The organism is Chromobacterium sp. CCUG 30098 (assembly GCF_059916605.1).
The window spans coordinates 135,006-157,112 of the sequence record NZ_JAUCGS010000004.1 but is presented as its reverse complement, the minus strand read 5'-3'; the positions used below and the strand labels follow the sequence as shown (position 1 = coordinate 157,112).

The 22,107-nt window shown below is 66.4% G+C and carries 26 protein-coding genes; 8 read left to right on the top strand and 18 right to left on the bottom strand.

Annotation, left to right across the window (positions count from 1 at the left end; genetic code table 11):
• Positions 1 to 111: 111 nt before the first annotated feature.
• Positions 112 to 519 (top strand): VOC family protein, encoded by a 408-nt coding sequence (locus tag QUG03_RS11085; RefSeq protein WP_107799882.1) that lies wholly within the window; start codon positions 112 to 114, stop codon positions 517 to 519.
• A 507-nt stretch (positions 520 to 1,026) separates the two neighbouring features.
• Here QUG03_RS11085 and QUG03_RS11080 read toward each other — a convergent pair.
• The 18 genes from QUG03_RS11080 to fliE all read right to left on the bottom strand — a co-directional run bounded on the left by QUG03_RS11080 (position 1,027) and on the right by fliE (position 15,255).
• Positions 1,027 to 1,743 carry a glucosaminidase domain-containing protein gene (locus tag QUG03_RS11080; protein WP_227104199.1) on the bottom strand — a complete coding sequence of 239 codons (717 nt, stop codon included), beginning with the start codon at positions 1,741 to 1,743 and terminating at the stop codon, positions 1,027 to 1,029.
• A complete protein-coding gene (gene flgN, locus QUG03_RS11075; RefSeq protein WP_107799884.1) occupies positions 1,724 to 2,149 on the bottom strand; it encodes a flagellar export chaperone FlgN in 426 nt (141 codons plus the stop codon). Before flgN ends, QUG03_RS11080 begins: the two co-directional genes overlap by 20 nt.
• Positions 2,150 to 2,419, bottom strand: a complete 270-nt coding sequence (flgM, locus tag QUG03_RS11070) for a flagellar biosynthesis anti-sigma factor FlgM (RefSeq protein ID WP_048415766.1) — start codon at positions 2,417 to 2,419, stop codon at positions 2,150 to 2,152.
• Between the two features lie 102 nt (positions 2,420 to 2,521).
• Positions 2,522 to 3,214 (bottom strand): Crp/Fnr family transcriptional regulator, encoded by a 693-nt coding sequence (locus QUG03_RS11065; RefSeq protein WP_107799885.1) that lies wholly within the window; start codon positions 3,212 to 3,214, stop codon positions 2,522 to 2,524.
• A gap of 223 nt (positions 3,215 to 3,437) precedes the next feature.
• Positions 3,438 to 4,421, bottom strand: coding sequence for a flagellar motor protein MotB (locus QUG03_RS11060; RefSeq protein ID WP_227104202.1), 984 nt, complete (start codon positions 4,419 to 4,421; stop codon positions 3,438 to 3,440).
• A gap of 13 nt (positions 4,422 to 4,434) precedes the next feature.
• On the bottom strand, positions 4,435 to 5,301 hold the full coding sequence (motA, locus tag QUG03_RS11055; RefSeq protein WP_107799887.1) for a flagellar motor stator protein MotA: 867 nt from the start codon (positions 5,299 to 5,301) through the stop codon (positions 4,435 to 4,437).
• 17 nt (positions 5,302 to 5,318) lie between these two features.
• Positions 5,319 to 6,011 (bottom strand): RNA polymerase sigma factor FliA, encoded by a 693-nt coding sequence (locus QUG03_RS11050; protein ID WP_107799888.1) that lies wholly within the window; start codon positions 6,009 to 6,011, stop codon positions 5,319 to 5,321.
• A 6-nt stretch (positions 6,012 to 6,017) separates the two neighbouring features.
• The gene (locus tag QUG03_RS11045; protein ID WP_107799889.1) at positions 6,018 to 6,461 is read right to left on the bottom strand and encodes a flagellar basal body-associated FliL family protein; all 444 of its coding nucleotides are present in this window, start codon (positions 6,459 to 6,461) and stop codon (positions 6,018 to 6,020) included.
• A gap of 17 nt (positions 6,462 to 6,478) precedes the next feature.
• Positions 6,479 to 7,486 (bottom strand): flagellar hook-length control protein FliK, encoded by a 1,008-nt coding sequence (locus QUG03_RS11040; protein WP_500819996.1) that lies wholly within the window; start codon positions 7,484 to 7,486, stop codon positions 6,479 to 6,481.
• Entirely contained in the window at positions 7,483 to 7,770 is a 288-nt protein-coding gene (locus QUG03_RS11035; RefSeq protein ID WP_235087531.1) for an ABC transporter substrate-binding protein, read from the bottom strand. Before QUG03_RS11035 ends, QUG03_RS11040 begins: the two co-directional genes overlap by 4 nt.
• Positions 7,757 to 8,149, bottom strand: coding sequence for a flagellar export chaperone FliS (gene fliS, locus QUG03_RS11030; RefSeq protein WP_048407819.1), 393 nt, complete (start codon positions 8,147 to 8,149; stop codon positions 7,757 to 7,759). The genes QUG03_RS11035 and fliS overlap by 14 nt, the downstream gene beginning before the upstream one ends.
• Before the next feature lie 85 nt (positions 8,150 to 8,234).
• Positions 8,235 to 9,578, bottom strand: coding sequence for a flagellar filament capping protein FliD (fliD, locus tag QUG03_RS11025; protein ID WP_500819995.1), 1,344 nt, complete (start codon positions 9,576 to 9,578; stop codon positions 8,235 to 8,237).
• A 131-nt stretch (positions 9,579 to 9,709) separates the two neighbouring features.
• On the bottom strand, positions 9,710 to 10,144 hold the full coding sequence (gene fliJ, locus QUG03_RS11020; protein WP_081575891.1) for a flagellar export protein FliJ: 435 nt from the start codon (positions 10,142 to 10,144) through the stop codon (positions 9,710 to 9,712).
• A complete protein-coding gene (gene fliI, locus QUG03_RS11015) occupies positions 10,141 to 11,454 on the bottom strand; it encodes a flagellar protein export ATPase FliI (protein ID WP_500819994.1) in 1,314 nt (437 codons plus the stop codon). Before fliI ends, fliJ begins: the two co-directional genes overlap by 4 nt.
• Positions 11,455 to 11,457: 3 nt before the next feature.
• Complete coding sequence (fliH, locus tag QUG03_RS11010) at positions 11,458 to 12,165, bottom strand: flagellar assembly protein FliH (RefSeq protein ID WP_500819993.1); 708 nt, start codon at positions 12,163 to 12,165, stop codon at positions 11,458 to 11,460.
• Entirely contained in the window at positions 12,162 to 13,214 is a 1,053-nt protein-coding gene (locus QUG03_RS11005; protein ID WP_048415757.1) for a flagellar motor switch protein FliG, read from the bottom strand. The genes fliH and QUG03_RS11005 overlap by 4 nt, the downstream gene beginning before the upstream one ends.
• On the bottom strand, positions 13,198 to 14,901 hold the full coding sequence (gene fliF / locus QUG03_RS11000; RefSeq protein WP_500819992.1) for a flagellar basal-body MS-ring/collar protein FliF: 1,704 nt from the start codon (positions 14,899 to 14,901) through the stop codon (positions 13,198 to 13,200). The genes QUG03_RS11005 and fliF overlap by 17 nt, the downstream gene beginning before the upstream one ends.
• A 12-nt stretch (positions 14,902 to 14,913) precedes the next feature.
• Positions 14,914 to 15,255: a flagellar hook-basal body complex protein FliE gene (gene fliE, locus QUG03_RS10995; protein ID WP_500819991.1), complete on the bottom strand. Its 342-nt coding sequence runs from the start codon at positions 15,253 to 15,255 to the stop codon at positions 14,914 to 14,916.
• Positions 15,256 to 15,724: 469 nt separating this feature from the next.
• Here fliE and QUG03_RS10990 point away from each other — a divergent pair, with 469 nt between their 5' ends.
• The 7 genes from QUG03_RS10990 to QUG03_RS10960 are packed head-to-tail and all read left to right on the top strand — an operon-like array spanning position 15,725 to position 22,051.
• Positions 15,725 to 16,591, top strand: a complete 867-nt coding sequence (locus tag QUG03_RS10990; RefSeq protein ID WP_474454095.1) for a FliM/FliN family flagellar motor C-terminal domain-containing protein — start codon at positions 15,725 to 15,727, stop codon at positions 16,589 to 16,591.
• 31 nt (positions 16,592 to 16,622) lie between these two features.
• Positions 16,623 to 16,985, top strand: coding sequence for a flagellar motor switch protein FliN (fliN, locus tag QUG03_RS10985; RefSeq protein ID WP_107798657.1), 363 nt, complete (start codon positions 16,623 to 16,625; stop codon positions 16,983 to 16,985).
• Positions 16,985 to 17,749, top strand: coding sequence for a flagellar type III secretion system pore protein FliP (gene fliP / locus QUG03_RS10980; RefSeq protein ID WP_233246655.1), 765 nt, complete (start codon positions 16,985 to 16,987; stop codon positions 17,747 to 17,749). The genes fliN and fliP overlap by 1 nt, the downstream gene beginning before the upstream one ends.
• 25 nt (positions 17,750 to 17,774) lie before the next feature.
• Positions 17,775 to 18,047, top strand: a complete 273-nt coding sequence (gene fliQ / locus QUG03_RS10975; RefSeq protein ID WP_043590304.1) for a flagellar biosynthesis protein FliQ — start codon at positions 17,775 to 17,777, stop codon at positions 18,045 to 18,047.
• 2 nt (positions 18,048 to 18,049) lie between these two features.
• The gene (gene fliR, locus QUG03_RS10970) at positions 18,050 to 18,829 is read left to right on the top strand and encodes a flagellar biosynthetic protein FliR (RefSeq protein ID WP_227104215.1); all 780 of its coding nucleotides are present in this window, start codon (positions 18,050 to 18,052) and stop codon (positions 18,827 to 18,829) included.
• On the top strand, positions 18,822 to 19,964 hold the full coding sequence (flhB, locus tag QUG03_RS10965) for a flagellar type III secretion system protein FlhB (protein WP_500819990.1): 1,143 nt from the start codon (positions 18,822 to 18,824) through the stop codon (positions 19,962 to 19,964). Before fliR ends, flhB begins: the two co-directional genes overlap by 8 nt.
• Positions 19,961 to 22,051, top strand: a complete 2,091-nt coding sequence (locus QUG03_RS10960) for a flagellar biosynthesis protein FlhA (RefSeq protein ID WP_235087524.1) — start codon at positions 19,961 to 19,963, stop codon at positions 22,049 to 22,051. The genes flhB and QUG03_RS10960 overlap by 4 nt, the downstream gene beginning before the upstream one ends.
• Positions 22,052 to 22,107 lie beyond the last annotated feature (56 nt).

Sequence of the window (22,107 nt, the reverse complement as noted above, 5' to 3'; positions counted from 1 at the left end):
AAGGCTATCGTTGGCATTAAGAAATACAATTCCGGCATCCGCTTGCAAATCCGCGCGCCGGACGCATCATGACAAATACAAAACAAAATGCCATGCAACTAAGGAAACGTCATGATTGCCATTCGGGAGATCGACCATATCGTGCTGCGGGTCAGCGACCTGGCCAAGATGGAGCGCTTTTACCGCGAGGTGCTGGGCTGCACGGTGGAGCGCCGGCGCGAGGACTTGGGGCTGTTGCAGTTGCGCGCCGGGCATTCGCTGCTGGACCTGGTGCCGGTGGACGGGCCGCTGGGCCGGGCCGGCGGCCGCGCGCCGGCCGCGGAAGGCCGCAATCTGGATCACTTCTGTTTCCGCGTCGAGCCTTTCGACGAGGAGGCGATACGCGCCCACCTCGCAAGCCACGGCCTCAGCGCCGGGGAAACCGCCCAGCGCTACGGCGCCGAGGGCGACGGCCCCTCCTTGTACTTGCAGGACCCGGAGGGCAATGTCGTGGAGCTGAAAGGCCCGCCCTCCCCTTAGAAGCTGTTTACGATCTGCTGCGCTGCGGCGATACCATAGAACCTGTTCAATGCCTGCCGCGCTTCCTGACGGCGCGGCGAGCGCCGCTTCGGCCCTCTGAGCCGCCTCCGCGGCCGCAAGGCCTGGGCTCCAAGACCCCAAACCGCTGTTGAATCCGGCGTCGCCGCGTCCCCCGTGAGCGGCGTCTTTCGGCGCTAAGCACCGGTTCACAGGCCGCTCCGGCAAACTGGGTCTGGCGGTTTTAAATATTACTGGTTTTGATTTTTTTATTTAGACATAAATACTCTAGTCTAAACCGCTTCGATAATAGGGGGTTTAATCCGCCCGCCCTAATCGCGTTAATTCAAACAACCGTTTGGAGTAAATGCCGAAATTCAAACTGGCATTGAATTGGTATTAAATATCGTCAATGACGCTTATTCGCCGCGCCGGCGGCCGCGCGCGGCGGATATAAAAAACCCCTGAAGCGGACTGCGCCTTCAGGGCTTGTGTCGCGTGAGTCCGCGTTCAAGGCTGTCTGCGAGCCTGAATGCCCGCCGCCACCTTTTGCAGCTTGTCCGCATAGCCCGGATCGGTGGCGTAGCCGCCCTGCGCCAGCGCCTGAGCGAAGGCCTGGGCGTTGCCGCCCACGCCCAGCGCGCCGCGATAACGCGGATTGCCGGCCAGCAGCTGCGCGTAATCGGCGAAGGCGTCTTGCAGGCCGGAGTAAGCTCGGAAGCTTTCCGTCCGCTTCACGTCGCGGCCGTCCACATGCTCGGTGGTCAAGGCGCGGCTGACTTCGCCCTGCCAGCCTTTGCCGGCCTTGATGCCGAACAGATTGTGGTTGCTGCCGCCGTCGGCGCGGGTCAGCGGACGCTGGCCCCAGCCGGACTCCAGCGCCGCGTGAGCGGCCACCAGTTCCGGCGCCACGCCCAGTTTGGCGGCGGCCTGTTGCGCGTAGGGCGCGATGCTGTCGAGAAAGGCTTGCTGGTCCGCGCCGTAGGGCATGCTGCCGCCCAGGGTGGCGTCCTGGACGCGCTGACGCGCCCAAGCGCCTTCCGGCGACAGGCTGGACCAGCTCTCCGAACCGTTTTCGATGAAGTCGCGCACTTCGCTGCGCAGCTGACCGCTCCATTGGTCGGCGAAACGCTCGCCGTCCCCGCCGCCCTGGCCGATCAACGGCAAGGCGATGGCGTCGGCGCCGAAGTCCGGCCCGGCGCCGATGTCATTGCGCACAGTAAACATCGCTGTCTCCATTCAGCACGCGGTTCATCAGGTCTTGCTGCTGTTGCAGCAGCTGGCCGTTGCGCAGGTTCAGGGTCTGGCACAAACGGATCTGCTCCACCAGCGCGTTCCAGCGCTGGCGGCAGGCTTGTTCCGCGGCGGCGGGCAAAAGCTTGAGCACCGCGTCCATCGAGGCGGCGCGGCCGCGGCCCAGCAATTGGCCGGCCAGTTGCAGGCGCTGGTCGCGGCTGGCCTGCAAGGCGTCGCATTGGGCGACGATGTCGGCCCCCAACTGCCGCAGCTCGTCGGCCTGATGCGCCAGCGCGGCGGCGAACTGCTGTTCCAGCAGTTGCTCCAAGCGGCCGTAGCCTTGCAGATCCTGCTGCACGGTGGCCAGCAGTTGTTTGAAGGCTTGCTCGCGATTCATTCAGCGGCTCCGGTGGTATTGCTCCACCAGATCGGCCAGGCGGGCGGCGTCGAAGCGCACTTCGCCGCGCGCCAAGGCGGCGCGCACTTCTTCCACCCGCTTCATGTCGATGTCCGGCAGCGCGCGCAGTTCCGCCACCGCCGGCGCCATGTCCTGGCTCGCGGCGGGCGCGGCGACGGCGGCGGGCGCGCGGGCCGGCGTTTCCGCGGCGGCGCTCTGGCCGCCGACCGCCAGTTCGCGGCGTTGCGACGAGGTCGAATTGATTTGCATAGTTTGGAATCCGTCTGGTTAGGCTGTGCGAGCGGCGCGGCCGCTCGGAGCGGGCCCTGCGGCCCGCCCTTACCCTTTCAAGGCGACAGTCTGAAAAAAAACTTAAAAATTTACCGGTAACATTTTCAGAACGACAATGCGCCGGTTTTCCAGACGGATATAGCGGCCGAACACCAGTTCCTTCAGGATGCGCGCCACCATCTCGCGGGAGGAGCCGATCTGGTCGGCGATTTCCTGCTGGGTCAGTTGCTTTTTCAGCACCATTTCCTCGCCGTCCTGCTCTTCCAGCATTTGATTGATCAGGATGCGCACGCGGCCGTACACGTCCATCAGCGCCAGGTTCTTGGCCTTGGTGGACATGCGGCGCACCACTTGCACCAGATGGCACATGATGCGGGTGCGGGCCTCCGGGCTGTGCGGCAGGCCGTCTTCGGTATCGAACAACTGCATCAGGCTGTCGCGGCTGAACACCAGCAGGTGGCTGTCCTCGTCCGCCGCGCAATTGGAGCTGCGCTCGCCGCTGTCGATGAAGCCGACCATGCCGATCAGCTCCCCGGAAGCGCAGATTTGCAGAATGTATTTCTTGCTGAGTCCATCCGAAACAAAGACTTGCATGCAACCGCTGGCCAGCAGATAGACCTCGTTGGCGCTATCGCCCTCGTTGTACAGCACCTCGCCCTTGTTCAGGCGGCGGCTTTCGGCCAGTTCCAGCGCTTTGTCCAGTTTGTCGTTGTCCAGATGTCCGAACAGATGTGTGCCTCTTAACAAGGCTTTGATATTGTGGTTTTCATTCATGACCACGTCGTCCCCGATAGTCTTGCGATTGAATCGACTTTCCCGCAGATGTTTGCCGCCTTTTGGCGTCTTTTTTTGTCAACATCATCCGAGTCTTTCGCTCGGATTTTTATTAATCAGGTGCGGATTATAATATTAGCGGTTAACAAAAGTGTGAAAAAACACACATAAAAAAAGCCTGAAACGAATCAGGCTTTTGTTTTGAACCCAAAAAAATAAAAGTTCAGCGGGGAGTTAGGCCATCTTGCAGCGCGCTATCCAGATCGGATTTCTGTAGTGGCGAACTTACAACACTGGTCTCGCGATTGCCGCTCTGTCCCGGCGGTCCGAACATGGCCACCACCGCCTGCGCCTGCTTGCTGGTCATCACCAAGAGCTCGATGCGGCGGTTGTAGGCGGCCAGCGGGTGCTCGGCGTCCAGCGGCGCCCGGTCCGCCATGCCCACCACTTGCAAAATGCCGGCGGCGTTCATGCCGCCTTCCAGCAGATGCAGCCGCGCCGCCATCGCGCGGTTGCTGGACAGACCCCAGTTCGAAAACGAACCGAAGCCGGCGGTCCGGTATTGCGCGGCGTCCGTGTGTCCGACAATCAGCAATTGATTGTCGATATGGCCGAACATCTCGCCCATATCGTGCAACAGCCGCTTGAAGCGCGGCTCGACGATGGCGCTGCCGCGCTCGAACATGCCCTGGTTGTCGGTGTCGTGCAGCATCACCCGCAAGCCGTAAGGCGTGACCACGGTCTGCAGATTGCTGGCCAGGCCGGCGTCGCGGCTCATCTTGGCCAGCAGGCCGGCCAGCTTTTCCAGATCCGCCACGCTGTCCAGGCTGCGCTGGCCCTGTCCGTCGAAGGTTTTCTTGGCCACCTTGTTGCTCTCCTGCAGCAGGGAGTCGGCCTTGGTGGTGGTGGTGGGCTGGCCCGGAATCGGGTCGCGCGGGATCAGGCTGCCCGGCGGCGTGCCGGTATGCTCGATGCTGCGCGAGCCGCCGGCCTTCAGCGGGCTGCCGCCGCCGGCGGTCAGCAATTGCTGCAGGTTTTCCTGGTCGCGCGCGGCCAGCACCCATAGCACCAGGAACAAGCACATCAGCGCCAGCACGAAGTCGGCGAACGCCACTTTCCACGCGCCGCCGTGCCCTTCGGAATCCTGACGGCGCGACACCTTCTTGATCACCGCGGCTTCATGCTCGCGATTGGGTTTATTCGCCATGCCGGCCATCCGCTCAGTTCACGCCTTCCAGCGCGTTGATCCAGGTTTCCAGCTGGGAGAAGCTGGGCTTGGTGTTCAGCTGCACCAGGCGGCGGCCGGCGTCGATGGCCAGCAGCGGCGGCTTGCCGGACACATGGGTGGTCAACACCACTTTCACCGATTCGTAGTTGGACAGCTCCTGCTTGACCAGCTGGTGCATCATATTGGACAGCGGGTCCAGCACGCCGTAGCAGAAGAAGATGCCGATGAAGGTGCCCACCATGGCGGCGGCCACTTTCTCGCTGATCTCGCCGGCGGTGGCGCCCTGGCTGACGCTGTTCATCGCCATCACGATGCCCAGCACCGCGGCCAGGATGCCGAAGCCCGGCATCGCCTCGGCGATTTTGTGCAGCGATTTGGACGGCTGGTTCAATTCTTCGTGAATGGCGTCCAACTCCTGGTCCAGCACGCCCTCCAGTTCATGGGCGCTGATCTTGCCCATGGCCATCAGACGGAAGTTGTCGACGATGAAGGCCAGCAGCTTGGGTTCTTCCAGCACCAGCGGGTAGCGGTTGAACAAGGCGCTCTGACGCGGGGCCTCCACGTGTTCGTCCAGCGCCTTCAGGCCCTGGCTGGCGGTGATCAGCAGTTCGTACATCAGCAGCAACAACTGGCGCTGAAATTCCGCGTCGTACTTCTTGCGCATGCCGACGCGCTTGATCTGGCCGCCCATTTCCGTCAGCACGTGCTGCGGGTTGCCCAGCACGATGGCGCCGACGGCGGCGCCGCAGATGATCAGCAGCTCCACCGGCTGCCAGATCACGGACAGGATGCCGCCATGCAGCATGAAGCCGCCAAAGACACAAACCAGCACGATCAGAATGCCGAATAATTGCTGCATGTTTTCTTTCCTCGGGCTCAGGCCGCTTGTAGGCAGGCCTGCATTTTTTTGAGAGCGCTCTTGTTGATCTGGCAGACGCGCGCTTCGGTCAGCGCCAGCACCGCCGCGATCTCCTTGAGACTCAGTTCAAATTCGTAATACAGCTGGATCACTTGCTGTTCGCGCGGGTTCAGCGCCTGCAAGGCCACGGTCAAGGCGCTTTTCAGCGCCAGCCGCTGTTCCGGATTGTCTTCCGCCGCCGGCTCCAGGCCCTGGGCCATCAGTTCGTCGAAGCTGGACAGCGCTTCCGCGTTGTCGGCCAGCAGCGCCTCCTGATAGGCCTCGGCGCTGAGGCCCAGCAGCTGCATCGCCTCGGCTTCGCTGGGTTCGCGCCCCAGCTTGCGGCTGAGCAGGCGCAGGCCGTCGCGCACGCGGTGGGCTTCCTGGCGCACCGAGCGCGGCCGCCAGTCCAGCCGGCGCAATTCGTCCAGGATGGCGCCGCGAATGCGCAAAATGGCGAAGCCGGCGAACTTGTCGTCCGGCTCGCCGTAGCGACGCAGGCTTTCCAGCAAGGCCATCAGCCCCACCTGCTCCATGTCTTCGCGGTCGAACACGCCGCCGGCCTGAGACGACAGCTGGCGCGCCACCCGCTTGACCAGATGGGCGTACTGACGCAGCGCCTCGGCTTCGCCGCCGGCGCTGGCCGGGGCTTCGGCGTAACTGGCGTACATGGCGGCTTACTCGATGATCAATTTGCTGACCATCACCTCGCTGAACGGCGCGTCGCGTCGCTCGCGCAGAAAACCGCCGGCATAGGCCTTGGCCAGCAAGCGCTGGTAGTCGTCTATGCTCATCGTCAGCGCCTTGTCCGCCGGCAGCTCCGACAGCGCGCGCACGGCGATGCTCTTCAGGAAGGGCAGCTGGGACTTGACCTCGGCCTCCTGCTTTTCATTGCTGCGGAACACCAGGTCCACCGCCATGAAGCGGGTGGCGGATTCCCCGCCGCGCAGCATCACGATCACCTTGTCCATGCTGACGAAGCGCGCGTCCAGCGCCGCCGCCGGCTTGGGCGCTTCCGCGGCCTGCGGCGCGCGCGAACTCAACCACCACCAGGCGCCGCCGCCTGCGGCCAGCGCCGTCACGATGGCCACGATCAAAATCACTACGATGTTTCGATTCATTCTTGTGCTTCCGCTGCTCAGCCCTGGCCCAGCCAGAAGCCTTGTCCATCACCCTGCCCCGCTTCCGCCAGCGCCCGTCCCGGCGCGCGTTGCGGCTGCTGTTGCCCCTGGCGTTCCTGACGCTGCTGGCCGCCCTGCCCCGGCGCGCCTTCGCGCACCTCCACCGCCACCTGGGTGTATTGGCGGTTGGACAGGTCCTGGCGCAGCGCGTCGCCGATGGCTTGCAACTGGCGCACCACTTCGCCGTGCGAGGCGGTCAACTGCACTTGCAGCGCGCCGGCTTCGTGGCGGATGGAGATTTCCAGCGAGCCCAGCGAGGGCGGGTCCAGCCGGATCAGCGCGCGGTCCATGCCGTGGCTGCTTTGCACTTGCAGGCGCTCGCCCAGCGCGGCGCTGAGCTTGTCGCCCCATTTGGCCGCTTGTTCCGCGGGCAGCTTGATCGGCGCCCATTCCGGCAGCGGCGCGCCGGCCTTGTCCTGCGGCTGCGGCGCGATGGCGGCCAATAAGGGCGCGGCGGCTTGCGCCGGCGCCGGCGTTTCGCGGCCGGCCTGAGCCTCGCCGGCCGCGGCCGGCTTGGCCGGCAACGGCGCCAGGGTGTTGAGCGCGGCGGACAGCGCGTCCGCCGGCAGCGCCGTCTCGGCGCTCCGGCGCGGCGTCGCGGCGCTGGCGACGAGCGCGGCCGCGTCCATCCCGGGCTGCGCCGGCGCGCCGGCCTGCGGCGTCGGAGCCAGCGGCTGCGGCATGGCCGGCGTCGCCGGCAACGGCGGCGCGGCCAGGGCGAGCGGCTGCGCCGCCGGCGTCCCGGCCTTGGCCTCGTCGCCCGCGGGGGCCTCGGCGTCTGCGTCTGCGTCCGCCGCCGGCGCGGGGTTCTGCCCGTCCATCAGGCTGGCCAGCAAGGCGCTGGCGAAGTCGCCGCCGGACGCCGGCGCCGCCGCGTTCGGGTCCAGCAGGGGATCGGCCGGCGCGGCGTCGGCGGGCGTTGACGCGCCGCCGGCGAGAAGATTGGGGGGCAAGGATACGTTCATGCTTGATTCCAGTCGCTGACTTCGGCGTAGGCGATTTGCGCGTCGCGCTGATGGCTCAGCGCGGCGATTTTGTCTTGTAGTTCCGCGGAGTCGGCGCGGCAGACTTCCAGCGCGTCGCGGTAGGCGGCGCGCAGAGCGGCGCGCGCGGCGGCGTCCAGCGCCTGAGGCTGGGTGCGCAGCAGCTCGGCCAAGAGTTGGTCCAACGCGGCCAGGCGCTCCCAGTCGCGCTCGGCGCAGGCGCGGCGGATGGCGGCTTCCAGCGCGGCCGGATCAGGCGGCTTCATGCTGGTCCCGCACGCCTATCCAGCCGCCCTTGAGCTTGATCAGCAGCTGTTCCGCCTCGTCCAGCGCCGCCACGTCCAGATTGACGCTGGCGTGGTAGAGCCGGTAGGCGCAGTAGTCGTAAAGCCGCGCCAGATTGGTGACCACCTCGCCGCCGGAATCGAAGTCCAGCGCGCTGGACAGGCCGTTGAGGATGTTGATGCACTTGCTGATGCTCTCGCCCTTTTGCTCGTAGCGCTGGTTTTCCAGATGGCCGCGCGCGCGCGCCATTTCTTCCAGCAGGCCGTCGAACAGCACCAGCACCAATTGCACCGGCGAGGCGGCGTGGGTCTGCGCTTCCAGATTGACCGCGTGATAGCTGCGGTAGGCGTCGTATTCCACGTTGTCGTGCTCCTGTTCTAATTCAATAGGCGGGAGGGGGTCCCTCCCGCCGAATTCTGTGCGGCCAAGCAAACCCGGGCTGGATTCAGAAGGACAGCATGCCCAGAGTCTTCTGCATGTCTTCCTGCATCTTCTGCAGCTGGGTGAACTGCGTCAGGTAGCGCTTATAGCTCTGGTCGTACTGGGTCTTCAGCCGCAGCTGGCGGCTATCCAGATCTTTCTGGATGCGGGATTCGGAATCCTTGCGCAGCTTGAGCAGGCCGCTGCTGCCGTTCAGCCATTTGTCCAGGTAGTCGCTGCTTTGCTTGACCACGCCGTTCTTGTTGTCGCCGTTGACGAAACGGTCCAGCGCGTCCGGCTTGTCCTTCAGGGTGTCGTTCAGCTTCTTGCTGTCCAGGCTCAGGGTGCCGTCGCGGTTGGCCTTGATGCCCAGCTGGTTCAAGGTGATGCCGTCGTATTCCTGACGCAGCAGGCCGTTGATGCCGTCTTTCAGGCTGCGGATGCCGGAGTCGCTGGCGAAGGGGCCGCCGGTCTTGCCTTCCTTGCCCGGAGCGGACAGGTCGGAGATGGCGCTGGCCAGCTTGTTGTAGCTGTCGACAAAGCCTTGCACATTGCCGACGGTGTCGGCCTCGTTGCGCGACACCGACAATTGCAGCGGGGTGTCGCCGGTTTTCATCGCCTTGCTGATGGTCAGGTTGACCCCGTCGATGCTGTCGAAGGTGTTGGACGCCTGCTTCATCTGCACGCCGGTGTCTTTATTGCCCAGCCAGACGATGGCGTCCTGCCCCTTGGTCAGCTCCTTGGGGCTGGCGAGTCCGCTCTTCAGGCCGGCGTCGCTGACCTGGCTCAGGTCCAGCGTGACGACGCCGCTCTCGCCGGTCTTGCCGGAGGACATCACCAGCTGGCTGGCGCCGCCGTTGTTCAACACCATGGCGTTGACCTTGCCGCTGTTGCCGCTGGCGCGGTTGATGGCCAAAGCCAGCTCCGACGGAGACAGGTTGCCGTCGCCGTCGCGGTCCGCGCTGCTGAGGTCCACTTCAAAGCTGTCGCCGCCCTGGCGGATGGTGATCTTGTCGCCGGCCTGGGCCTTGGCGCCGGACAGGCTGCCGAAGGACAGCTGATGGGCGGTGGCCACTTGTTCGATGAACAGCGAGTAGTTGCCCGGCTGGGCGTTGCCCTTGGCGCTGACGCTGCCGAAGCCTTCCTGGCTGATGCTGGCGCTCATCGCCACCAGGCTCTTCTTGGTGGTGATGCCGCTCAGCGCGCTGCGATAGTCTTGCAAGGCCTTTTGCAGCTTGTTCAGCGCGTCGCCGCGCGCCTGCGCCGCCTTGCTCTGATTGTCCAGCTGGTTCTGGGCGTCTTGCAGATACAGGCTGGCGGCGTTCTGGGCCAGCGCCGAGGGCGGGGTCTTGCTGAAATCGATAGCCATTTAGAATCCTTTCGCTGTACGCGGGCCGGAGCGCGGTCGGCGCGCCGAGATGAGATCGCCGGTATTGAGATCGACGCTAATGACTATCCCTTGCGACCGCCGGCCGGCTTTTCTTGAGCCGCCGTGAATAATCACGCTCCGCGCAGCCAGGCTTGCCCGGCCAGTTCGTCGGTTTGCTTCTGTTCTTTCTTCAGCCGCAGGCGCAGCAGGCTTTCCGCCGCCTGGTCGCGCACCTGGACCATCACTTCGCGGCGCAGGCTGGCTTGCAGCAGCGCGCGCTGGCTGACCGCGGCGTCCGCCTCGGCCAGTTGTAGATCCTGCTGCTGCGAGGCCATCAGGCCCAGCAGCGCGCCCTTGTAGTCCGCGCAGTTGCGCGCCAAAGCCGGGTGGCCGGCGTCGGCGCTGGCGCCGCTCTGGCCGCAGAGCTCGCCCATGCGCAGGATGTTGCGGCGGTAGCGTTCCTGCAGCTGGCGCTTGCCTTCCACCTCGCTTTGCAAGCGGTCCACGTCCTGCTGCCGCAATTGGACCATCAGGCCCAGGCGGCGCACGTCTTCGGGCTGGCTCATGTCGCGATCATCTCCATCAAACCGTTGCGGCTGTCTTCATAGCTCGCGGCCTCGGCCGCGCCCTGGCGCAAAAAGGCTTCCAGCCTGGGCATCAGCCGCACCGCGTGGTCGGTGTCCGCGTCGGCGCCGGCGACATAGCCGCCCAAGGGGATCAGGCTGCGCACTTCCTGGTAACGGGACCAGGCGCCGCGCGCGCCGCGCGCCGCCTCCGCGTGTTCCGCCGCGGTCAGCTGGCTCATGCAGCGGCTGACCGAGCGACCGATGTCGATGGCCGGATAATGGCCGCGCTCGGCCAGTTCCCGCGACAGCACGATGTGACCGTCCAGGATGGCGCGCGCGGTGTCCACCACCGGGTCTTGCTGATCGTCGCCTTCGGCCAGCACGGTGTAGATGGCGCTCATGCTGCCGGCGCCGCCCTCGCCGTTGCCCGCGCTCTCCGCCAGCGAGGGCAGGAGGCCGAACACCGACGGCGGATAACCGCGGGTGGCCGGCGGTTCGCCCAGCGCCAGCGCCACTTCGCGCTGAGCCATCGCGTAGCGGGTCAGCGAATCCACCAGCAGCAGCACATTGCGGCCCTGGTCGCGGAAATGGGCGGCGATGGTGTGGGTCAGTTCGGTGGCCTTCAGCCGCATCAGCGGCGATTCGTCGGCCGGCGCCACCACCAGCACCGCCTTGGCCAGGCCGGCTTCGCCCAGCGAGTGCTCGACGAACTCCCGCACTTCGCGGCCGCGCTCGCCGATCAGCCCCACCACCACCACGTCGGCTTCGGTGTGGCGGGTGATCATGCCCAGCAACACGCTTTTGCCGACGCCGGAACCCGCGAACAGGCCGACGCGCTGGCCGCGGCCTAGGGTGAGCAGGCTGTTGATCGCGCGCACGCCCACGTCCAGCGGCGCGGACACCGGCTGTTTTTTCAAGGGATTGACTTGCGGCGGGTGGGCGGCCAGCGGCTGTTCGCCGCCAAGTCGGCCCAGGCCGTCCAGCGGCTCGCCCAGGCCGTTGACGATGCGGCCCAGCCAGGACGGGCCTATCATCAGGCCGCCGCCGTCGGCGGCGGGCAGCACCCGCGCGCCGGTGGTCAGACCCACCGGCTTCTTGAACGGCATCAGGTAGGAGACTTCGCGCTTGAAGCCCACCACCTGGGCTTGCAGCCAGCCGCCGCCGGTGGTTTCGATCACGCAGCGCTGGCCGGTTTCCAGCGGACAGCCCACGCTTTCCAGCAGCAGGCCGGACGCGCCCACCAGGCGGCCGCTGACGGTGGCCACCGGCACCTCGGGCAGTTCCAGCCGTCCCAACGCCTGGCGCAGCATGGCTTAAGCCTCCGCCTCGGCCGCCGCCGGCTCGTCGGCGTCGTGTTGCAGTTGTTCGCGCACGGTGGCGATGCAGGCCTCCAGCCGCTGCTGACAGCCGACGTCGGCCTCGGACTCCGGCGTGCGGATCCGGCATTCGCCGTGCGGCAGCTGCGCGTCGGCCACCAGCCGCCAGCGCGCGGCGCGCTCCGGCGCCAGTTCGCGGATGCGCTGGCATTCCTCGGCGTTGAGCAGGATTTCCACCTCGTCCTGCTGGTATTGGCCCGGCGGCAGCGCGGCCAGGGTTTCGTCCACCAGGTCCAGGATCTGCACCGGCTTGAGCGCCAATTCGCAGCGGATCACCTGGCGCGCCACCTTGGCCACCAGTTCCACCACCTCGTCGCGCATCGCCGCCTGGTATTCCTCGCTGACGCGGCGCAGTTCGGCCAGCGCGGCCTCCAGCGGCCGGCCCAGGTCGGCCAGCTCGGCCAGGGCTTCGCGGCGCGCCGCCGCCTGCCCTTCCTGGCGGCCCTGCTCCAGGCCCGCGGCGTAGCCGGCCTCGCGGCCGGCGGCTTCCCCGCTGGCCAGGCCTTCGTTGTAACCGGCGTCCATGCCCTGACGGAAGCCGTCGGCGGCGGAGGCCTGAATCTGGGCGGAGTCCTGCGCGTTCAGCGGCAGGTCCAGCGCGCTGTGGATCAGCGGCGGGAAACGGAAGGGGCGCCAGGCCTTCACTCGACCACTTCCTCTGGGAACAGCTGCAGGTCGATTTCGCCGGCCTGGGCCAGCTGTTTGACCTGAGCCATGATGTCGGCGCGCACTTCTTCCACGCGGCTCAGCGGCACCGGGCCGGAGCGGCGCATCATCGCGTCGAAGTTTTGCGCCTGACGGCGCGGCATGGTCTGGACGATGGCCTCGCGCACCGCCGGCTCCGCGCCCTTGAGCGCGATCGCCCATTGCTCCAGCGGAATGTCTTCGCTGATGCGCATCAGCACGGCCTCGGTCTGACGCGACAGGATGAAGAAGTCGTACATGCGGGTTTCGATTTCCTCGACGATGTCCGGATCGTGGGCGCGCAGCAGTTCCATCATGCGCTGGCGGTCGCCCGGCAGGCGGTTGAGGATGTCGGCGGTCTGCTGCATGCCTTCCACCGCGGTGCTCTGGGTGTGCAGGCTTTCCAGACAGCGGTTGACCAGTTCTTCCAGCTCTTCCAGGAGTTCGCGGTCCACGTCCTTGAGCCGGGCCACGTTGACCAGCACGCTGTCGCGGCTGTCCGCCGGCAGCGCGTCCACCACCTGGCCGGCCAAGGCCGGCGGCAGGAAGGCGAGGAACACCGCCTGCATGCGCACGTGTTCGCCGGCGATGCGGTCCGCCAGCCATTGCGGCGACACCCATTGCAGCCGCGCCATCTTGGGACGGATGGCGTCGCCGTAAATGGTGTCCAGCACGCTGTTGGCGATGTCGCTGCCCAGCGCCAGATCCAGCGAGCGCTTGAGGAAGGCGCGGCTGGCGCCGTGCACCCCGCTCTGCTCGCGGTATTCGTCGAAGAATTTCTGAATCGTGGTCTTGACCGCGTCCACCTTGATGCCGCTCATGCCGGACATCGCCTGGGTCACTTGCAGCAGTTCTTCGCGGCTCAGGCAGCGCAGCACGGCGGCGGCGGGCTCCTCGCCCATGCACAGCAAGAGCACGGCGGCCTGCTCGATGGTGTTCATCGCTTCGGCGGCGGGCGCGGCGGCGGCCGGCGGCAGGGCCGGCGCTACGGCGTTATTGGTTTCGTCCATTTTTCTGCACCCATTGTTTGACGACTTCGGCGACGCGTTCCGGCTCTTTGGCGGCCAGGCCCTTCAGATGGTCGACCAAGACGTCGACGCTGGAGCCGGCCGGCGGCAGATCGTAATTTTCCAGCAGCGGCACCACCGGGCTGGCGCCGGCGCCGGCCGCGGCCAAGGCCGCCGGCTGCGGCGCGGAGGACAGCTGCGCCTGGCGCGCGGCGCGCAGGTCGGCGCCGTCCATCAGCGGATCGGGTTTCAGTTCCAGCGCTTCCGGCTGCTGGTATTCGCGCAGCTGGCGGTCGGTCAGCTGACGCAGCATCTTCAGCAGCGGACGCGCCAGCAGCAGGTAGGCCAGCAGCAGGCCGAAGGCGTAAACGGCCCAGCGCGCGGCTTCGAACCAGGTGTCCTGCTGCATCCAGATCGGCTCCGGCTCGGACAGCGCGGAGAAGTTGAGCGTGGACACCGCCAGGGTGTCGCCGCGCTCGGCGTGTATGCCCAGGCCGTTGCGCAGCACCTTGTCGACATTGGCCAGTTCGGCCGGCTTCCAGCCGCCCTTGGCCGGCGCGGCGGCCTGGTTCAGCACCACGGCCACGCTGAGGCGGCGCAGCGTGCCGCGCGCCTTCTTGATCTGGGTGACGCTGCGGTCGTAGGCGTATTGGCGGGTGACGGCGTTCTTGCTGTTGCCGGCTTTTTCCGAGGCCGGGCCGGAGGCGTCGGTGTTGACCGGGCGGTTGCTCAGCGAGCCGGGCACGCCCAGCGCCATTTTCTCGGTGGAGGTTTCCTCGCGCGAGGCCTCGTTGGTGACCTTGGGCGCCTCGCCGTATTTCTCGCGGGTTTCCTCGACGCGGTCGTTGTCCACGTCGGCGGTGACGCTGACCTTGAAATTGTCCTTGCCCAGCACCGGGGTCAGCAGATCGCGGACGTTTTGCAGCGCTTCCTCGCGGAAGCGGCGCGCGGCGTCGCTCTCATTGCCGCCCAACACCCCGTCGTCGCTCAGGTCCACGCGCGAGGACAGCAGATTGCCGGCCTGGTCCACCAGGGTGACCTGGGACGGCGACAGCGTGGACACGCTGCCGGCCACCAGCTTGATCACCGCGGCCACTTGCTCGTTGCTCAGTTGCTGGCCGGGCTTGAGGGTGACCACCACCGAGGCGGAGCCCTTGTCGTTGACGGCGCCGACAAAAGACGTGGCGCGCGGCAGCGACAGATGCACGCGCGCGGTGGACACCGGCTCCAGCGCCAGAATGCTTTGCACCAGCTCGCCTTCCAGGCCGCGGCGGAAGCGCACGTCCTGGACGAACTGGCTGACGCCCAGCGGGTCGTTCTTGTCCAGCAGCTCCAGGCCGGACGGCAGCTGCGCCACCACGCCCTTGGCCGCCAGCTGCATGCGCACGCGGCCCAGCTGGCTGTCCGGCACCAGCACCTGGCCGGTTTGCGGATGGATGCGATAAGGGATTTTCTCGGCGTCCAGCACCGCCATCATGTCGGCGGCCACCACTTTTTCCTGGGCGCCGAACACCGGCTTGTAGCTGGCGTCGTCGCGCCACAGCCACAGGCTGATCATCACGGTGAGGCCGATGGCCAGCGCGACGATGGGCAGCGCCAGGCGCAGGGAGGGTCCGGAAACGGGCCAACGGCCGCCCAGACGGGTTTGCACGGCCGCGACGCCGCTGCGAAAACGATTCAACACGGGCATGGTCCTCGCGGCTTACAGCTGCATCTTGATCAAGTCGTCCACGGCGCCCACCACCTTATTGCGCACTTGCATCAGCATGGAGAACGACAGGCTGGCTTCCTGGCTCATCAGCATGGCGCCGACCAGGTCGTCGCTCTTGCCGCTGTCCACATCGGCCATTTTTTCGGAGGCGGCGCGGTTCTGTGCGTCCACATCGCGGACGGCGGCGCCCATGGCGTCGGAGAAGCTGGCGGCGGAGGCCAGCTCTTCGCTGTGTTGCGGCGGCGCAATCGGCGCGCCGCGCGCCATCCCGGCCATTTCGCCGAGCATTTGCTTGCGGTCGGCATGAATCATCAAACCCAGGTTGGTCGCCATCGGAAATCCTTGTCGGGCGGTGCCCGTTATTATTGAGTGGCCAATCAAGGCCGGTTTCACGTCTGCGGCCCGCCGCGCGGCGGCGAGCGTATCGAAGCGGCAGCCCCGAGATGAGGACTTGTAACCATGCCATCATCCTGACGCCAGGATACGAGCGGCGATTTTAAACTTTATGCTTAAACCAACAGCCGTGAATTTTCACAAACTCTGACGTGAATTTTCCCCCTTTACCCAACGGCGGCAGCCAGTAAGATGCACACTCCATAAGGTTTAGCCTGCCGTTTGCCTCCGTCCGCGAGCCGCGAATTTAGTACCTTCTAGTACAGTTCGTATCCAGCGCCGCAGAGGGCGGGCCGGCCTTGATGAACACCAGGACGCCGCGGTTTAAGCGCCGCGCCCCTGCCGTCGCCCGCGCGCGCCGGCCGGGCGCGCCGGCGGCGCCAAGCCCACGCCTTCACCGAGAATCGAGATGCCAAGAGCCAGAATCATTTCGCAGCATGACGGCGCCCAATTGCCGGCTCTCGACCTGCGCACGCTGGGACGACCGTTCCATCTGCTGCCCGTCTTCGGCAAAGCCCTGCAAGAAGAGCTGGCGGATTTCCTGCAGCAAGAATTGAACCGCCGCTACCACGCGCGTTTCCACATCCGCGCGCTGGAACAGGCGCAACCGGCCGCCGACGAGCGCCGCTGGCTGTGGCACGCGCTGGACGGCTGCCAGCTGGGCAGCCATATCGAACGGCCATTGTTGCTGCGCTTGCTGGATTACCGCTTCGGCGCGCCGACGGCGCAGCCGGACGCCGACGCCGCCGCGCCGGCGGAAACCGAAACCGAACGCCGGCTGGCGCGCAGCCTGGCGGAACGGCTGCTGCCGCGGCTGCTGCAATGCGTTTTGCGCCTGGACCGCCAGGCCGGCGGCCTGCCGCCCGGCCCGGCCGACTGCGCGCCGCTGCCCTTCGTGCCCCCCGGCACCGGGGTCTGGGAGATACGCCTGGACATCGGCGACGGCGAGCACGCCGTCGGCGCGCTGCGCCTGCAACTGGACGCCGCCTGCTTCGAACGGCTGCTGAAAAACCTGTCCGGCCGCCGCGACAGCGCCGATGCCCAGGCCGCGCCGGCGGACACCTTCCGCGACCGGCTGCGGGTGCGGCTGCAAGCGCGGCTGCTGGACCGCGAAATGGCGCTGGGCGACATCATGGACCTGCGCCCCGGCAGCGTGCTGCCGGTGACGCTGCAGGCCAGGAGCGAAGTGCTGGTCGGCGCTTCGCGGCTGTTCGACGCCGAAGTGGCCGAGCAGCACGGCAAGCTGTGCCTGACCGGCTTTGTCGCCAGCGAATGACTCCACAAACACAGAACAAGCAAGGATTAGCATGGACTTGAACGACGATTTCGACCTGGGCGGCGTGCTGGACGGCCTGGACGGTCAGAACGACGCGGACGCCAAGCCGGCGGACGACGCCGCGGCGCGCCGGCCGCAACGCGACATGACCCAGTTCCTGCGCAAGATCCCGGTCCGGCTGACGCTGGAAGTGGGCGGCGCCGACATCTCGCTGGCCGATCTGGTCAATATCGAAAACGGCTCGGTGGTGGAGCTGGACAAGCTGGCCGGCGAACCGCTGGACATCAAGGTCAACGGCACGGTGATCGGCCGCGGCGAAGTGGTGGTGGCCGGCGAGAACTACGGCCTGCGGGTGGTGGAGCTGAACGATCTGGAACTGGACAGCCTGGCCTGATGGGACTCTTGAAGAAGCTGCGCCCCCTGCTGCGACCCGGCCTCATCGCTGCGGGGCTTTGGGCGCTGGCCGCCGCCTGTCAGGCCGAGCCGCTGAAGCTGCTGTCGGCCAACGCCGGCGGCACGCCGGTGGATTTCACCATCAAGACTCAGATCCTGATCCTGATGACCTTGCTCGGGCTCTTGCCCGTGCTGGTGCTGATGATGACCAGCTTCACCCGCTTCATCATCGTGCTGTCCCTGCTGCGCCAGGCGCTGGGCCTGCAGCAGGGCCTGCCCAACCGCATCGTCACCGGCGTGTCCTTGATCCTGACCCTGCTGGTGATGCGGCCGGTGGGCCTGGAGGTGTGGAACCATGCCTTGCAGCCCTTCGATCAGGACAAGATCACCATGCAGCAGGCGCTGGAGATCGCGCAGAAGCCGATCAGCCGCTTCATGCTGGCGCAAACCAGCAAGACCGCGCTGGCGCAGATCGCCAGGCTGTCCGGCGAGGAAAAGATCAGCAATCCGCAGGACCACGCCTTTGCGGTCAAGCTGGCCGCCTTCGTGCTGTCGGAGTTGAAGACCGCGTTCCAGATCGGCTGCATGCTGTTCATCCCCTTCCTGGTGATAGACCTGGTGGTGTCCAGCGTGCTGATGGCGATGGGCATGATGATGCTGTCGCCGCTGGTGATTTCGCTGCCGCTCAAGCTGCTGCTGTTCGTGCTGGTGGACGGCTGGTCGCTGACGGTGAACACCCTGGTCACCTCGATACAGGCTTATTGACCGCGCTCTTGAGAATGGACTTCCCATGCTGACTCCCGACATCGCCGTCGACATCGTCAACGACAGCCTGCGCGTCGTCGTCACCCTGGTGGTGTTGCTGATCCTGCCCAGCCTGATCGTCGGCGTCATCGTCAGCCTGATCCAGGCCGCCACCCAGATCAACGAGCAGACGCTGTCCTTCCTGCCGCGGTTGCTGGTGACCTTGCTCACCATCGCCATCGCCGGCCACTGGATCACCGGCTTCCTGATGGATTTCTGCGTGGCGATGTTCCAGCGCGCCGCCGGTCTGGTCGGATAGCCGTGACCGGCCTCTACGCCCAGCTGCTGGACCTGATCCCGGCCTTCTGGTGGCCGTTCTGCCGGCTGATGGCCGCCTTCAGCGTGGCGCCCTTCATCGGCGAGGGCATGGTGCCGGTGCGGGTGCGCATCGGCCTGGCGCTAGCCTTGTCCGCCGCCACGCTGCCGGCCACCCTGCCGCTGCCCAAGCTGGACCTGTTCTCGCTGGCCGGCGTCGCCGCCAGCATCGAGCAGGCGGTGATCGGCCTCGTCTTCGGCCTCGCCTTTCAGCTGGTGCTGGCGGTGCTGGCCGTGCTCGGCTTCCTGGTGTCCTCGCAGATGGCGCTGTCCATGGCGGTGATGAACGACCCCGGCAACGGCAATTCTTCCGATGTGGTGTCCAGCCTGCTCTACCTGCTGGGCGCCATGATCTTCTTCTCGCTGGACGGCCATTTGCTGCTGATCCAGGTGGTTTACGCCAGCTTCCAGGCCTGGCCGGTGGGCGGCGGCGTGCCGGCCGCCTCGCTGTCCATGCTGGCCGGCGGCGTGGCCTGGGTCTTGTCCGCCGCCATGCTGCTGGCGCTGCCGGCGGTGTTCGCCACCTTCGTGGTGCAGGCCGGCGTGGGCATGATCAACCGGGTGGCGCCGTCGCTGAACCTGTTCTCGCTGGGCTTCCCGCTGATTACTCTGTTCGGCCTGGGCACGCTGGGCCTGGTGGCGCGCTTCATCCCCCAGCAATACCTGAACCTGAACGAACAGATGCTGCGCCTGCTGGACGGCATGCTGAGGGCCGGCCATGGCTGAGGGGCGCGGCGGCGACAAAACCGAAAAGGCCACGCCGCACAAGCTGCGGCAGGCGCGCAAGCAAGGCCAGGTGCCGCGCTCGCGCGATCTGGCCGCCGCGCTGGGCCTGTTGTTGGCGCTGAAACTGGCTTTCTGGCTGATGCCGCAGTGGCTGGACGAATTCCGGGAATTGTTCGCGCTGGCCTTCGCCCCGCTCTCCGGCAGCGGCGCGCTGGACAACAGCTGGTCCAAGCTGTTCGCCGGCACCTTGCTGCTGCTGGTCAAGATGGTGCTGCCGCTGGCGGTGATTCCGCTGTGCATGATCGTGGTTTCGCTCTATCCAGGCGGCTGGGTGTTCAGCCTCAACCATCTGCAGCCCAAGCTGGAGCGCTTCAATCCGCTGGCCCACTTCGGCCGCATCGCCTCGGCGCGGCACGCCAGCGAGATCGGCAAATCCATCGCCAAGGCGCTGTTGCTGGGCTGGGTGCTGTACCGGCTGAGCCAGAGCGCGCTGGAAGACTTCTTCGCCTTGCAAGGCGCGCCCTTCGCCACCGCGCTCGCCGGCAGCGCCGAGCTGCTGATCAACGCGCTGCTGACCCTGACCGCGGTGTTCATGCTGTTCGCGCTGATCGACCTGCCGCTGCAAATCCTGCTGTTCATGAAGCAGCAGAAGATGAGCAAGCAGGAAATCAAGGAAGAGTACAAGAGCACCGAGGGCCGGCCGGAGATCAAGCAGCGCATCCGCCAGATCCAGATGCAGATGGCCCAGCGCGGCATGCGCAAGGCGGTGCCCACCGCCGACGTGGTCATCGTCAACCCGGAGCACTACGCGGTGGCGCTGAAATACGATGAGGAGCGCGCCGAGGCGCCCTTCATCATCGCCAAGGGCCTGGACGAGATGGCGCTCTACATCCGCCAGGTGGCTCAAGAGCATCAGGTGGACATCGTGCCGCTGCCGCCGCTGGCGCGCGCCGTCTACCACACCACCCAGGTCAACCAACAGATTCCCGCGCCGCTGTACCGAGCGGTGGCGCAAGTCCTGACCTATGTCATGCAACTCAAGGCCTTCCGCAACGGATCGCGCCGCAGCCAGCCGCGGCTGCCGGACGATTTGCCGATCCCGCGCGATATGGCCGATCCCAGAACCGCATCATGAACGCTTTCACTCGACTGCTGGCCGACATCGGCCGCCACAAGATCGCCGCCCCGCTGTTTTTGCTGGCCATACTGGCCATGGTGATGCTGCCCTTGCCGCCGATGGCGCTGGACATGCTGTTCACCTTCAACATCGTGCTGGCCATCATCGTCATCCTGGTCAGCGTCTCCGCCAAGCGGCCGCTGGACTTCTCCGCCTTCCCCACCATCATCCTGGCCACCACCCTGCTCAGGCTGTCGCTGAACGTGGCGTCCACCCGGGTGGTGCTGCTGCACGGCCATGAGGGCACCCACGCCGCCGGCCGGGTGATCGAGGCCTTCGGCCAGGTGGTGATAGGCGGCAACTTCGTCGTCGGCATGGTGGTCTTCGTCATCCTGATGATCATCAACTTCATGGTGGTGACCAAGGGCGCGGAACGGATCTCGGAAGTATCCGCCCGCTTCACCCTGGACGCGCTGCCCGGCAAGCAGATGGCCATCGACGCCGACCTCAACGCCGGCCTGATCAATCAGGAGCAGGCGCAGCAGCGCCGCCGCGACATCGCCACCGAGGCCGATTTCTACGGCGCGATGGACGGCGCGTCCAAGTTCGTGCGCGGCGACGCCATCGCCGGCATCCTGATCCTGATCATCAATCTCTTCGGCGGCGTGGCCATCGGCGCGCTGATGCACGGCCTGTCCGCCGGCGACGCCTTCCGCCAGTACGCGCTGATGACCATAGGCGACGGCCTGGTGGCGCAGATCCCGGCCCTGCTGCTGTCCTCCGCCGCCGCCATCATCGTCACCCGCATCAGCGACGACGGCGATATGCAGGAGCAGGTGGGCAAGCAGATGCTGGCCTCCCCCACCGTGCTGATGAGCGCCGCCGGCATGATGCTGGTGCTGGCCGCCATCCCCGGCATGCCCTGGCCCACTTTCCTGGGCTTCGCGCTGCTGCTGGGCTTCGTCGCCTGGCGGATGCACCGCCGCCAGCAAGTGCTGCCGAACCAGCCGGACCCGGCGCTGGCGAAAAGCGCGCTGGCCGGCGACGCCGACATCGAACTGGAATGGGGCGCCCTGCCCTATGTGGACACGCTGGGCGTCAATCTGGGCTACAAGCTGGTGTCGCTGCTGGACAAGAGCCAGGGCGCGCCGCTGGCCAAGCGCGTGCGCGGTGTGCGCCAGAGCCTGAGCGAGGGCATGGGCGTGCTGATGCCGCAAGTGAACCTGCGCGACGACCTGCGCCTCAAGCCCTCGCAATACGCCATCCTGCTCAGCGGCAACACCGTGGCCGAGGGCGAGGTCTACGCCGACCGCCTGATGGCCATCCCCTCGCCGGAGCTGTACGGCGAAGTGGACGGCATGCCCGGCGTGGACCCGGCCTACGCGATGCCGGTGACCTGGATCCTGCCCGACGACAAGAGCAAGGCCTTGGGCCTGGGCTATCAGGTGGTGGACTGCGCCAGCGTGGTGGCCACCCATCTGAACAAGGTGATGCGCGAGCATCTGGCCGAGCTGTTCCGCCACGACGACGTGGCCGCCATCAACGAGCGGCTGTCGGCGCTGGCGCCCAAGCTCGCCTCCGCGCTGAACCAGGCGCTGCCGGCGCCCTTGCAGCTCAAGGCCTACCGCCAGCTGCTGACCGACAATGTGTCGCTGAAAGACATCGGCCCCATCGCCAACGCCCTGCTGGACGCCAGCGAAAGCAGCAAGGACCCCATCATGCTGGCGGCCGAGGTGCGCTGCGCGCTGAAACGCCAGATCGTGCAATCCATCCTGGGGCCGCGCGGCGAGATGAAGGCCTTCAATCTGTCCGCCGATCTGGAAAACCTGCTGCTGGGCGCGCTGAGCCAGGCGCAGCAAACCGGCAAGCCGCAGCTGGACAGCTTCCCCATCGACCCCAACGTGCTGCAGCAGCTGCAGGCCAATATGCCGGTGGTGCGCGACCAGATGAAACAGCTGGGCCACGCGCCCATCCTGCTGGTGATGCCGCAGATCCGCCCGCTGCTGGCGCGCTACGCGCGCTTGTTCGCGCCCGGCCTGCACGTGCTGTCCTACAACGAAGTGCCGGAAACCCGCGAAGTCAGCCTGACCGGCACCCTGGGCTGAGCGCCCGCCCACGATCAACCCCGCCGCGGGCGCGCGTCGCCGCGCCCGCACGCTCT

Coding starts and splice junctions, on each gene's coding strand:
- QUG03_RS11040 (WP_500819996.1), bottom strand. CDS start 7,486: ATGAACGTATCCTTGCCCCCCAATCTTCTCGCCGGCGGCGCGTCAACG.
- QUG03_RS11085 (WP_107799882.1), top strand. CDS start 112: ATGATTGCCATTCGGGAGATCGACCATATCGTGCTGCGGGTCAGCGAC.
- fliQ (WP_043590304.1), top strand. CDS start 17,775: ATGCTGACTCCCGACATCGCCGTCGACATCGTCAACGACAGCCTGCGC.
- QUG03_RS11035 (WP_235087531.1), bottom strand. CDS start 7,770: ATGAAGCCGCCTGATCCGGCCGCGCTGGAAGCCGCCATCCGCCGCGCC.
- QUG03_RS11065 (WP_107799885.1), bottom strand. CDS start 3,214: ATGAATGAAAACCACAATATCAAAGCCTTGTTAAGAGGCACACATCTG.
- QUG03_RS11080 (WP_227104199.1), bottom strand. CDS start 1,743: ATGTTTACTGTGCGCAATGACATCGGCGCCGGGCCGGACTTCGGCGCC.
- flgN (WP_107799884.1), bottom strand. CDS start 2,149: ATGAATCGCGAGCAAGCCTTCAAACAACTGCTGGCCACCGTGCAGCAG.
- QUG03_RS11045 (WP_107799889.1), bottom strand. CDS start 6,461: ATGAATCGAAACATCGTAGTGATTTTGATCGTGGCCATCGTGACGGCG.
- fliD (WP_500819995.1), bottom strand. CDS start 9,578: ATGGCTATCGATTTCAGCAAGACCCCGCCCTCGGCGCTGGCCCAGAAC.
- flhB (WP_500819990.1), top strand. CDS start 18,822: ATGGCTGAGGGGCGCGGCGGCGACAAAACCGAAAAGGCCACGCCGCAC.
- QUG03_RS10960 (WP_235087524.1), top strand. CDS start 19,961: ATGAACGCTTTCACTCGACTGCTGGCCGACATCGGCCGCCACAAGATC.
- motA (WP_107799887.1), bottom strand. CDS start 5,301: ATGCAGCAATTATTCGGCATTCTGATCGTGCTGGTTTGTGTCTTTGGC.
- fliN (WP_107798657.1), top strand. CDS start 16,623: ATGGACTTGAACGACGATTTCGACCTGGGCGGCGTGCTGGACGGCCTG.
- QUG03_RS11005 (WP_048415757.1), bottom strand. CDS start 13,214: ATGGACGAAACCAATAACGCCGTAGCGCCGGCCCTGCCGCCGGCCGCC.
- QUG03_RS11060 (WP_227104202.1), bottom strand. CDS start 4,421: ATGGCGAATAAACCCAATCGCGAGCATGAAGCCGCGGTGATCAAGAAG.
- QUG03_RS10990 (WP_474454095.1), top strand. CDS start 15,725: ATGCCAAGAGCCAGAATCATTTCGCAGCATGACGGCGCCCAATTGCCG.
- fliE (WP_500819991.1), bottom strand. CDS start 15,255: ATGGCGACCAACCTGGGTTTGATGATTCATGCCGACCGCAAGCAAATG.
- fliP (WP_233246655.1), top strand. CDS start 16,985: ATGGGACTCTTGAAGAAGCTGCGCCCCCTGCTGCGACCCGGCCTCATC.
- QUG03_RS11050 (WP_107799888.1), bottom strand. CDS start 6,011: ATGTACGCCAGTTACGCCGAAGCCCCGGCCAGCGCCGGCGGCGAAGCC.
- fliJ (WP_081575891.1), bottom strand. CDS start 10,144: ATGAGCCAGCCCGAAGACGTGCGCCGCCTGGGCCTGATGGTCCAATTG.
- fliF (WP_500819992.1), bottom strand. CDS start 14,901: ATGCCCGTGTTGAATCGTTTTCGCAGCGGCGTCGCGGCCGTGCAAACC.
- fliI (WP_500819994.1), bottom strand. CDS start 11,454: ATGCTGCGCCAGGCGTTGGGACGGCTGGAACTGCCCGAGGTGCCGGTG.
- flgM (WP_048415766.1), bottom strand. CDS start 2,419: ATGCAAATCAATTCGACCTCGTCGCAACGCCGCGAACTGGCGGTCGGC.